General features: G+C 70.0%; 9 protein-coding genes. 6 read left to right on the top strand and 3 right to left on the bottom strand.

Annotated elements, in window-relative coordinates:
* Positions 1–106: 106 nt before the first annotated feature.
* Positions 107–502: a DoxX family protein gene (locus BLU84_RS05385; protein WP_074863752.1), complete on the bottom strand. Its 396-nt coding sequence runs from the start codon at positions 500–502 to the stop codon at positions 107–109.
* A 14-nt stretch (positions 503–516) separates the two neighbouring features.
* On the opposite strand from BLU84_RS05385, the gene BLU84_RS28260 reads away from it, so the two are divergent.
* Positions 517–741, top strand: coding sequence for a DUF6053 domain-containing protein (locus BLU84_RS28260; RefSeq protein WP_425479326.1), 225 nt, complete (start codon positions 517–519; stop codon positions 739–741).
* Between the two features lie 197 nt (positions 742–938).
* Here the strand turns inward: BLU84_RS28260 and BLU84_RS05380 are convergent, their stop codons facing one another.
* Positions 939–2,126, bottom strand: coding sequence for a glycoside hydrolase family 64 protein (locus BLU84_RS05380; RefSeq protein WP_074863750.1), 1,188 nt, complete (start codon positions 2,124–2,126; stop codon positions 939–941).
* A 422-nt stretch (positions 2,127–2,548) separates the two neighbouring features.
* Here BLU84_RS05380 and BLU84_RS05375 point away from each other — a divergent pair, with 422 nt between their 5' ends.
* The 3 genes from BLU84_RS05375 (at position 2,549) to BLU84_RS05365 (ending at position 7,200) form a co-directional block, all read left to right on the top strand.
* Positions 2,549–3,964, top strand: coding sequence for a M1 family metallopeptidase (locus BLU84_RS05375; protein ID WP_074863749.1), 1,416 nt, complete (start codon positions 2,549–2,551; stop codon positions 3,962–3,964).
* A gap of 351 nt (positions 3,965–4,315) precedes the next feature.
* Positions 4,316–6,784, top strand: coding sequence for a TonB-dependent receptor plug domain-containing protein (locus BLU84_RS05370; RefSeq protein WP_074863746.1), 2,469 nt, complete (start codon positions 4,316–4,318; stop codon positions 6,782–6,784).
* Positions 6,785–6,813: 29 nt separating this feature from the next.
* Positions 6,814–7,200 carry a TfoX/Sxy family protein gene (locus BLU84_RS05365; protein ID WP_074863744.1) on the top strand — a complete coding sequence of 129 codons (387 nt, stop codon included), beginning with the start codon at positions 6,814–6,816 and terminating at the stop codon, positions 7,198–7,200.
* A gap of 311 nt (positions 7,201–7,511) precedes the next feature.
* On the opposite strand, the gene BLU84_RS05360 is transcribed toward BLU84_RS05365, so the two are convergent.
* Complete coding sequence (locus BLU84_RS05360; RefSeq protein ID WP_074863742.1) at positions 7,512–8,396, bottom strand: LysR substrate-binding domain-containing protein; 885 nt, start codon at positions 8,394–8,396, stop codon at positions 7,512–7,514.
* Between the two features lie 145 nt (positions 8,397–8,541).
* On the opposite strand from BLU84_RS05360, the gene BLU84_RS05355 reads away from it, so the two are divergent.
* Together BLU84_RS05355 and BLU84_RS05350 are read left to right on the top strand one after the other, a co-directional pair.
* On the top strand, positions 8,542–8,838 hold the full coding sequence (locus BLU84_RS05355; RefSeq protein WP_074863740.1) for a cupin domain-containing protein: 297 nt from the start codon (positions 8,542–8,544) through the stop codon (positions 8,836–8,838).
* Positions 8,839–9,088: 250 nt separating this feature from the next.
* Entirely contained in the window at positions 9,089–10,024 is a 936-nt protein-coding gene (locus tag BLU84_RS05350; RefSeq protein ID WP_083382343.1) for a DMT family transporter, read from the top strand.
* The last annotated feature ends 210 nt before the right edge of the window (positions 10,025–10,234 follow it).

Below are 10,234 nucleotides of genomic sequence, written 5' to 3'. Positions count from 1 at the left end.
GTTGCTGGAAGTCCGGCTGTAGGAGCTGCGCAAGCTGCGACCGCGACACTGCGCTTACGACGCAACCTGCAATCAAGCGGTCGCCGCCGCGCAACCCGGCGCTCCCTCACTTACCGTTGAGCGAATACTTCCCCGGCCCCAACAACAGCACCGCCGCGGCCGTGGCCAGGAACATCGCTTGCAGTTCGATCGCCCAGCCGCCTTGTTCGTTGAGCTGGCCGAGTTGGCCCAGGTGGACCAGGGCGATCGCCACCAGCATGTTGCCGGCGATCAGGGCCGCGCCGATGCGCGCGTGCCAGCCCAGGATCAGCAGGGCCGGGCCCAGTACTTCGCCGAGCAGCACGCCGTAGCCGAGGAAGCCGGGCAGGCCGTGCGCCTGGACCATGCCGACGATGCCCTCGGTGCCGCCGCGCAGCTTGGCGATGCCGTGCAGCAGGATCAGCGCGCCCAGGCTCAGGCGCAGGATCAGTTTGCCCAGGTCGGACCAGCGGTCGGCGTTCATGGCAGCTCGCATCGATGAAGGTGGCCGCCAGGATCGCGCTGCGCTGGCGCAGGCGCTGTGAAGCTCTTCAGCCCGATGTTCGCGCCGGAGTTGTGGGAGGGACTTCAGTCCCGACGCTCTCGGCGCAGATCGCGGCGAACCGAGCGGAAAGCGTCGGGACTGAAGTCCCTCCCACATCGGGGCGGCGAGCGTCGGGGCTGAAGTCCCTCCCACATCGGGGCGGCGAGTGTCGGGGCTGAAGTCCCTCTCACATTGGGGCGGCGGGTATCAGGACTGAAGTTCCTCCCACACCGGGGCGGCGAGCATCGGGACTGCAGCGACCACCCTTCGGCGATGAGCATCGGGACTGAAGCGCCTCCCACCGCAGCGGCCCGCCGGGCTTCTGTGAGAGGCGCTTTCAGCCCCGATGCCTGGGCTGCGGCCGGCTCGGCTCGCCTCAGCGCAACGCGCGCAAGGTCACCGTCAGCGTATCCGGGTCGCCCGAGCGCGCCGCGCCGCTGAAGTCCGGGCCGCCGCTGGCGGTGACGTCGTCGTAGGGGAAGGCGTAGCCGCGGTTGTCCGGCAGCCGCTCGTGCACCAGGCGCGCGTAGTGGTTGGTCTGGGCGTTGCGGTAGAAGCGGCTGGCGACTTCGCCGTTGGGCTGGTTGGGGTTGTCGAGCAGGGTGGTGCGGTTCAACGCCGCCGCCAGGCGCGGAATGATCGCTTTGCGCACGTCGCTGGCGCCGCCGAGGCTGAAGGGGCCGCTGTCGCAGCTGAGCACGTCGGCGGTGCTGGGCTTGGCGAAGGCTTCGCCGTTGTTGAAGCGCAGCAGGTTGTCGCCGCCCACGCGCGCGGTCAGCACGCCGAAGCCGGACTGGGTGTCCACGGTGAGGGTGGTGTTGCGGTATTTGTTCCAGCACGCGTCGATGTAGCCGGTCAGGTAGTTCTGGAAACGCGAAGCCTGGTAATGCGCGCTCATCGCGCGCAGGTTGCGGCCGTCGGGGCCGCGCTGGATCAGCGAATTCCAGGCCGAGCCTTCCTGCGTGGCCTGCTGCTGCAGCGAATAGCAGATCGGATCGAGCGAGGCCGCCGGCAGGCCCGGGATGGTCTCCACGCGCCCCGACAGCGACCGCAGCGACAGCCCTAAGGGCGCGGCGACGAAGTCGACGTAGCTGATGTTGGAGAACAGTTCGTACTCGTTGAAGGTGAACTCGGCGAAGGTCCAGTTCTTGTTGAAGTTGGTGTCGCTGGTGTTGAGGAAGCTCGGGTGCACCACCGCCGGGCCCGGATTGACGTAGAAATCCAGGCGGCTGCCGATGCACAGGTAGATGCGCGCGCCGTACATGCGCGGCACCGATACGCGCACGGTGCTGCCGTTGGCGCCGAGCGGGATCGCGCAATCGGCGCCCAGCGGCGTCACCGGCGCCGACGGCGAGGGCGGGTAATAGGCGCTGCCGTCGGCGCGCACGAACACCGGCCGGCCGTTGTCGAAACCGGTGACGTAGGCGAAGGCCGTGTTCTGGCCGGAGGCATTGAGCAAGGCGAGGTTGAAGCGCGCCGGGGTGGCGGCGAAAGCGCGGCGCGGCAGCAGCGGGACAGCGATCGCGGCGGCGCCGGCGCCGAGGAAGTTGCGGCGGGTGACCATCGTTGCGGCTCCTGGAGTGGGCAAGCGCGACGGCGGGTCAGGCGCGCGAGAACGGTGCGCGGCGAAGCCGGTGGGCCTGCGTGGACGGATGCGGGCGCGGCGCGCCCAGGCCGCACCTTGTCCTGTGGCTGACAGCGCTGTCAGTGATCGCGGCCGCAGATCGTCCACGCGCCCGGCCCGCACGCGGCGGCTTTGCGGCGAGAAAGCGATTACCGTCCAAGCTGAATGCGCGCGGCGGTTTACCGCATCTGCCGGCTCGCGCCCTGCGCGGCCCTGCCTCCGCCAAAAGTGGGTTCAGCGCGGGGCGCGGTTGCGCGATCATCGGCGACCCTGTCGACGCGGCTCGCCCGAGCCGGCGCCGACGGTCCCCCGTAGTCAGGAACGCGACGCCGCGGCGCCGCGCAGCGCAGGACGAATCGCCGATGCCAGCCCCGATCTTTCCGTTCCGCCCCCGTCCGCTAGTGCGTCCACGCCTGCGCTGGGCCGCCGCGCTGGCCGCGGCGCTGTTGGCGGTGCCGGCCGCGGCCGCGGCGCAGGGCGCGCCGGCCGCGCGCGCCGGCGCCAACCTCGACGTGCTGCACTACACCGCGCGGATCGAGCCGGATATCGCCGCCAAGACCCTGCGCGGGCAGGTCTCGATCCGCCTGGCCCTGCGCGCCGACGGCGCCCAGCACCTGGAGTTCGACGCCGGCGAGCTGGAGATCGACAAGGTCTCCGAACACGGCCAGGCGCTGACCTTCGAAAAGACCGAGCAGCGCCTGCGCGTGCGCCTGCCCAAGCCGGGCAAGTCCGGCGAGCGCCACGAGATCGACATCGCCTACCGCGGCGCGCCGCGCTATGGCCTGGAATTCCATCCCGAGCGCGGCGAGGTCTATACGATCTTCTCCACCAGCCAGTGGCTGGTGTGCATCGACGCGCCGTCCGAGCGCGCCAGCTTCGACCTGACCCTGACCGTGCCCGGCGGCCTCAAGGCGGTCGGCAACGGCCGCCTGGTGTCGAAGTCGGCGCTCGGCGGGCGCCGCGATTCCTACCGCTGGCGCCAGGACCAGCCGATGCCGAGCTACGTCTACGGCTTCGCCGCCGGCCGCTACAACGAGGCCGCCGGCACCGGCGAGAACGGCGAGTTGCGTTTCCTCTCGGCCGAACTGCAGGGCGCGCAACTGCGCCGGGTGTTCGCCGACACCGCCGACATGATGCGTTTCTTCGGCCGCCGCGCCGGCATCCGCTACCGCGGGCCCTACACCCAGGTGCTGGTGGCCAAGACCATCGGCCAGGAGCTCGACGGCTTCGCCCTGATGTCGGAAGCCTACGGCCGCGAGGTGCTGGAAAAGCCCGAGGCGCAGGGCTTGATCGCGCACGAGCTGGCCCATCAGTGGTGGGGCAACATGGTCACCAACCTCGATTGGGGCCAGTTCTGGCTCAACGAGGGCTTCGCCAATTTCATGGCCGCCGCCTACCTGCAGCACCGCTACGGCGATGAGGCCTATCGCGAGCGCGTGGACGGCTGGAAGAAGCGCGTGGACAAGCTGCGCGAGAGCGGCAAGGACCATAGCCTGGTCTACGCCAACTGGAGCAAACCCAGCGCCGACGACCGCGCCGTGGTCTATCAGAAGGGCGCTTACGTGCTGCATCTGCTGCGCGAGGAGATCGGCGAGCGCGCGTTCTGGCGCGGCATCCGCACCTACACCCGCGCCTTCTACGGGCATTCGGCCAGCACCGCCGACCTGCGCAAGGTCATGGAGCGCGCCAGCGGGCGCGACCTGTCGGCGTTCTTCGCGCGCTGGGTCGATGGCGCCGAGCCGGCGCCGGCGGCGGCCAAGCCCGAACCGGCGAAGTAGTTCCGGCCGAAGGTTCGCCGTCCGAGCTACGTGGGGTGCGGCCCGGTTGCAGTGGGTTGCGCCGCAGGCGTGGTTTCGCGGTCGCAGCTTGCGCCGCTCCTACAGGTGGACTTCCAGCTGCGGGCTCGCCCTGTAGGAGCGGCGCGAGCCGCGACTGCGCTCGTTCCGATCGCGGCGAAAAACCGTCTCGCCGTCCGCGGCCGTCGCCGTCGCGCACCTGCCACGGCTTCGCCGGTCTGTCCGCGGTCACGCTTCCGGCTTCACATTTCCGGTCCCGACGCTGTGCGCGAACGGTCGTCTTGGCTTTAGGCTAGGGGGATCGCCCCGCCCAGCCACCGCAAGGACCCCGCCATGACCCAGCCCCGCTTCGCCTCCCGCCACGCCCGTCCGCGCCGCGCGCCGCTCTACCGCGCGCTGAGCTGCGCCTTGTGGCTGGGCGGCAGCCTGTTCGCCGCCGGCGCCTTTGCCCAGGACGCCGAGCCGGCGCCGCAGGCCGGGGCGCAGGCGACGGCGCAAGCCGGCGAAGCGCGCACCCTGGAAACCGTGTCGGTGCTCGGCTCGCGCCGCGCCCAGCGTTCCTCCGACACCACCTCGATCTCGCCGGTCGACGTGCTGCCGATGGCCAAGAACACCGAAGAGGGCGCGCAGTTCGACCTCGCCCAGTCGCTGCAGTACGCCGCGCCCTCGTTCAACTCCACCCGCCAGAGCGGCGCCGACGGCGCCGACCTGGTCGATTCGGCCGCGCTGCGCGGCCTGGGTTCGGACCAGACCCTGGTGCTGGTCAACGGCAAGCGCCATCACACCACCGCGCTGCTCAACCTGTTCGGCGCGCGCAACCGCGGCAACACCGGCACCGACCTCAACACCATCCCGCTGATGGCGATCGACAGCGTCGAGATCCTGCGCGACGGCGCCGCCGCGCAGTACGGCTCCGACGCCATCGCCGGGGTCATGAACATCTCGCTGAAGAAGCGCAAGGGCTGCGAGGCCGTGGCCGGCTACGGCCAGTACTCCAAGGGCGATGGCGAAAACTGGCTGGCCAGCGCGTATTGCGGCTTCGGCCTGGGCAGCGACGGCACCCTGGGCATCACCGGCGAATGGCAGGACCGCGGCCGCTCCGACCGCTCCGAGCCGGCCGGCAGCCCGCGCATCATCGGCGACTCCAAGGTCAAGAATCAGACCCTGTTCCTCAACGGCGACAAGCCGCTGGCCGAGAACGTCGATCTGTACTTCACCCTCGGCGTGCAGAAGCGCGACGCCTCCTCGGCCGCGTTCGCGCGCGACGGCATCGGCTCGGAAGACATTCCCTCGCGCAATTCCGCGGCGATGTATCCGAACGGCTTCGTGCCCTTCATCGACGGCGACATCGACGATCGCTTCGGCATCCTCGGCCTGCGCTGGGGCTGGGGCGAGTGGAACGCGGACCTGTCCTACACCTACGGCTACAGCAAGCTGCGCTACACGATCAACAACACCCTCAACGCCTCGCTGGCCAATCTCGACCTGCTCAACGGCGGCAAGGGCGTGAGCCCGCGCAGCTTCGACGCCGGCGGGTTTTCGTTCGAACAGAACACGGTGAATTTCGACGTCAACCGTTTCTACGACCATATCTTCCGTGGCCTCAACCTGGCGTTTGGCCTGGAGCGCCGCGACGAGCGCTACAAGATCTTCGCCGGCGAGCCGGGTTCGTACCTGGACTACGACGGCGCCTCCGACGGCGGCAACGCCGGCAGCCAGGGCTTCCCCGGCTTCCGTCCCAGCGACGCCGGCGGCCACAGCCGCGACAGCTGGGCCGCCTACGCCGACATCGAAGCCGATTTCTCCGAGCGCTTCACCGCCGGCGTGGCGGTGCGCTACGAGGACTACAGCGACTTCGGCAACACCACCACCGGCAAGCTCGCCGCCGGTTTCCGCGCCACCGACACGCTGATGTTCCGCGCCTCGGCCAGCACTGGTTTCCGCGCGCCGTCGCTGCAGCAGAAGTACTTCTCCTCGACCATCACCGACTTCGTCAACGGCCAGCCGGTGGACGTGGTGATCGCGCCCAACGGCGGCGATCTGGCCAACCTGGCCGGGCTGCCGGCGCTGACCAAGGAGAAGTCGCGCAACTACACCCTCGGCCTGACCTGGTCGCCGACCGCCGACACCTCGTTGACGCTGGACGCCTACCGCATCGACATCGACGACCGCATCGTGCTCAGCGGCCGCTTCGGCGACGACGATCCGGTCATCGGCGATGCGCTGCGCGCGCTGCAGGTGGGCCAGGCGCAGTTCTTCGTCAACTCGGTCGACACCCGCACCGAAGGCCTGGACTTCACCTTCAACAACGAGCGCGAGCTCGGCAACGACTTCAAGCTCGGCACCTTCTTCGCCCTCAACCTCAACCGCACCAAGGTCCGCGCGATCCACGCGCCGCCGGCGCTGGTCGGCCGCGAGGACGTGCTGCTGTCCGAGCGCGAGCGTTTGTTCATCGAGCAGGGCGCGCCGAAGTCGAAGGCGGTGCTGGGCTTCGACCTCAGCCGCGGCGCGTGGGAAGGCAACATCAAGGCGATCTACTTCGGCCCGCAGACCCTGGGCACCTTCTCCGGCACCGCCAACGGGGTGCCCAACGCGCGCTACAAGGCCAAGGCCTCGGCCGACCTCAGCGTGACCTACGCCTTCAGCGAGAACACCAAGCTCACCGTCGGCGGCTCCAACATCCTCAATGTCAAGCCGACCCGTCAGGATCCGAACGAGACCGACAACGGCCACATCTTCGACAGCGTGCAGTTCGGCTTGAACGGCGCGGCGTACTTCGTGCGCCTGTGGCATCGGTTCTGAGCGGCGGGGCAGGGCGATAAGATCGGACCATGCATGAGGATCTGATCGCCCACCTGCACGACCTGTCCGCCGGCTTCGGCGCGCTCGACGCGCGCCGGATGTTCGGCGGCCACGGCGTGTACCGCGACGGCACGATGATCGGGTTGTTGTCGGACGAGACCTTGTACCTGAAGACCGACGAGCAGACCCTGCCGCGCTTCCAGGCGGCAGGGTGCCAGCCGTTCCTGTACACGCGGCGCGGCGAGACGGTGCCGACCAGCTATTGGACGGTACCGGAGGAGGCGATGGATTCGCCGCAAGAGATGCGGCCGTGGCTGGCGCTGGCGTGGGAGGCGGCGCTGCGCAAGGGCGCGAAGAAGGCGCCGGCGAAGAAGCGCGCGGTCAAGAAGGCAGCGAAGAAAAAGCCGCGGGCCTGAGTCGGATGTGGTTTTCCGACTGTAGGAGCTGCGCGAGCTGCGACCGCGACACCGCGCTTGTTGCGAAAGTTTCGGCGTAGTTGCGTTGCCGCGGTCGCGGCTCGCGCCGCTCCTACAGGTAGTAAACCGCGGCTGCGCGGCGGCTTGTTGAAGAGCCGCAAGCCCGCAGCGGAAGTGGGTTTCCGACTGTAGGAGCTGCGCAAGCTGCGACCGCGCCACCTCGCTTGTTGCGAAAGTTTCGGCGCAGTTGCGTTGCCGCGGTCGCGGCTCGCGCCGCTCCTACAGGTAGTGAACCGCGGCTACGCGGCGGCTCAATCTTTCTGCACGGCCAGCAACCACTCCAGGAACGTCCGCGCAGCCGGGCGCAGGCGGCGGTGCGCGGGGTAGATCGCGTAATAGGCCCAGCGCGCCGCCATTTTCGGGCCCGGCAGGCGCATCAGCTGGCCCGAGCGCAGGTAGGGCACGACGATCTGCTCGCGTGCCAGCGCCGCGCCCAGGCCGTGGGCGGCGGCCATCAGCGCGTCGGTGGTGTCGGAGAAAGTGTAGCGCTCTTCCAGCTTGCGCCCGTGCACGCCGGCGGCGCGGAACCAATCGTGCCAGCCCTGGCGGGCGTGGTCGGCGATCAGCGGCAGTTCGGCGATCTGCGCCGCCTCGACGATGGCCTGCGCGCCGGGCGTATGCGGAGAGGTCACCGGGAACAGCGCGTCTTCCATCAGCAAATGCGCGGTCAGCCCGGGCCAGTGGCCGGCGCCGTGGCGGATGCCGAGGTCCGGGCCGCCGTCGTCGAAGCGGGTCAGGGCGATCTCGGTGTCGACGCTGAGCTGGATGTGGGGGTGCTCGCGGGTGAACTCGGGCAGCCGCGGCAGCAACCAGGTGTAGGCCAGCGAGTGCAGGGTGGTGATGCGTACCCGGTCGCGCTCATCGCGCGCCAGGCGCAGGCTGCGCAGCACGCCGTCGACGTCGGCCAGCGCAGTGCCGGCGGCGTCGGCCAACTGGCGGCCCTGCGCGGTCAGCGCGACCCCGCGCGCATGGCGCTGGAACAGGCTCACCCCGAGCCGGCTTTCGAGCTTGCGCACGTGGTGGCTGACCGCGCTGGCGGTGAGGTGCAGCTCTTCGGCGGCGTGGGCGAAATTCTGGTGGCGCGCCGCCGCTTCGAACGCCGCCAGGGCCGGAAGCCAGTCCGCTCGCAAGGCCATCGGAGCCTCAAATCAGGTTTGTGGCTGGATGCGAAAGTATGCGCTTGCGTCGGGTTTCGGGCCAGTCAGAATAGGCGCCAGGGAAAAGCCAGATTGTCGTCGCAACCAGCGCCCCCCGCCGCGCCCCGCCTGCCATCGCCCCCGCATGAGCCTCATCGACCTGCTCGCGACCGCCGCCGAACTGCCCGATGCCTGGCGTTCGACCGTGGTCGGCCGCTTCGGCGGCGCCAACTTCAAGCTGCTGCGCATGGACGCCGGCGCCTACGAGGAAGAGACCCACGATTTCGCCGAGGGCTTGCTGGTGCTCGACGGCGCGATGCGCCTGAGCGTCGGCGGCGCGATCGTCGATGTCGGCGCGGGGCAGTTGTACGTGGTGCCCGCGGGCGTGGCCCATGCGGTGGCGCCGGGCAGCCGCGGCACCTTGGCGATCCTGGACGTTTGAGCGACCGCGCGTCGGGCCCGATGGTCGCGCGCCCACCGGCCCGAGTCAGCGCGAAGTCGTTACGAATGCGGATATCCGCGAACGACCCGCGCGGCGACACTGGTATCGGATGCGCTGCGTCGCCAGCGGCCCGCCTTTCCAACGCGACGGCGCCGGCCGACGCGTTGCCCGCGCCGCCGCGAGGCCGGCGCGATTGAACTCCCCCGCAGGCGCCCGCACCGCGCGGCCGCCGTTTTAGAGGATCTTGCGCATGCGTTCCCCCGAACTCGCCGCCACCGTCGCCGCCAACGGCTCTGCGCCCGCGCCGGCCGCCGTCGACGACACCGCCCGCGCCGGTTGGCGCACGCCGCTGGAGCTGACCGTGCTCGGCGCGATCTGGGGCGGCTCGTTCTTGTTCATGCGCGTGGCCGCCAAAGACTTCGGCGCGCTGCCGCTGGTGGAGATGCGCCTGGGCCTGGGCGCGCTGATCCTGCTGCCGTTCCTGTGGAAGGCGCGCGAGTCGTTCCGCGGCGCGAAGATCTGGGCCAAGCTCGCCTTGATCGGCCTGATCAACTCGGCCCTGCCGTTCGCGCTGTTCGCCTGGGCCGCGCAGCGCGCGCCGGCCGGCATCGGCGCGATCACCAACTCGATGGCGGTGCTGTTCACCGCCCTGGTCGGTTTCCTGTTCTTCGGCGAGAAGATCGGCATACAGCGCGGCATCGCGTTGCTGGCCGGGTTCGCCGGCGTGGTGGTGCTGGCCAGCGGCAAGACCGCCGGCGCCAGCATCGGCTGGGCGGTGGCGGCGGGCTGCGCGGCCGCGTTCTTGTACGGCATCGGCGCCAACCTGGTGCGGCGCCAGCTCACCGGCCTGCCGGCCGCGGCGGTGGCGGCGGCGACGCTGGGCTGCTCGGCGCTGCTGACCCTGCCGTTCGCCGTCGCCACCTGGCCGGCGCACGCGATCCCGGCCAAGTCGTGGCTGTCGGCGTCGATGCTCGGCGTGCTGTGCACCGGCATCGCCTTCGTCATGTACTACCGCCTGATCCAGCGCATCGGCGCCGGCCGCGCGGTCGCGGTGACCTACCTGGTGCCGCTGTTCGGCGTGGCCTGGGGTTGGATGCTGCTGGGCGAGCCGCTGACGATCACGATGCTGATCGCGGGTGCGCTGATCCTGGGCAGTGTGGCGATGAGCCAGCGCGCGGCGAAGTAAGCGCGCGCGGGTTCGGCCGCCGTTTCGCCGCGTTGCGCTGGCGAACTCTCCCGGCCGTCATGCCCGCGAAGGCGGGGATCCAGGGCTTCATCGCGACATGGCTCTGAAGTCTCTGGATCCCCGCCTTCGCGGGGATGACGATCTTGGAGCGGCGAGGCGAAACCCAGCCGGCGTCGCGTCGCGCAACCCACCTGCTGTTATGCCGCGCAA

It is taken from the genome of Lysobacter enzymogenes (assembly GCF_900106525.1).
Taxonomy (GTDB): domain Bacteria; phylum Pseudomonadota; class Gammaproteobacteria; order Xanthomonadales; family Xanthomonadaceae; genus Lysobacter; species Lysobacter enzymogenes.
This window is presented reverse-complemented; position numbering and strand designations above follow the sequence as displayed.

Excerpts from the sequence above, each read along its gene's own strand:
- BLU84_RS05350 (WP_083382343.1), top strand. The coding sequence starts at position 9,089 with ATGCGTTCCCCCGAACTCGCCGCCACCGTCGCCGCCAACGGCTCTGCG.
- BLU84_RS05365 (WP_074863744.1), top strand. The coding sequence starts at position 6,814 with ATGCATGAGGATCTGATCGCCCACCTGCACGACCTGTCCGCCGGCTTC.
- BLU84_RS05375 (WP_074863749.1), top strand. The coding sequence starts at position 2,549 with ATGCCAGCCCCGATCTTTCCGTTCCGCCCCCGTCCGCTAGTGCGTCCA.
- BLU84_RS05380 (WP_074863750.1), bottom strand. The coding sequence starts at position 2,126 with ATGGTCACCCGCCGCAACTTCCTCGGCGCCGGCGCCGCCGCGATCGCT.
- BLU84_RS05360 (WP_074863742.1), bottom strand. The coding sequence starts at position 8,396 with ATGGCCTTGCGAGCGGACTGGCTTCCGGCCCTGGCGGCGTTCGAAGCG.
- BLU84_RS05370 (WP_074863746.1), top strand. The coding sequence starts at position 4,316 with ATGACCCAGCCCCGCTTCGCCTCCCGCCACGCCCGTCCGCGCCGCGCG.
- BLU84_RS28260 (WP_425479326.1), top strand. The coding sequence starts at position 517 with ATGAAGGTGGCCGCCAGGATCGCGCTGCGCTGGCGCAGGCGCTGTGAA.
- BLU84_RS05355 (WP_074863740.1), top strand. The coding sequence starts at position 8,542 with ATGAGCCTCATCGACCTGCTCGCGACCGCCGCCGAACTGCCCGATGCC.
- BLU84_RS05385 (WP_074863752.1), bottom strand. The coding sequence starts at position 502 with ATGAACGCCGACCGCTGGTCCGACCTGGGCAAACTGATCCTGCGCCTG.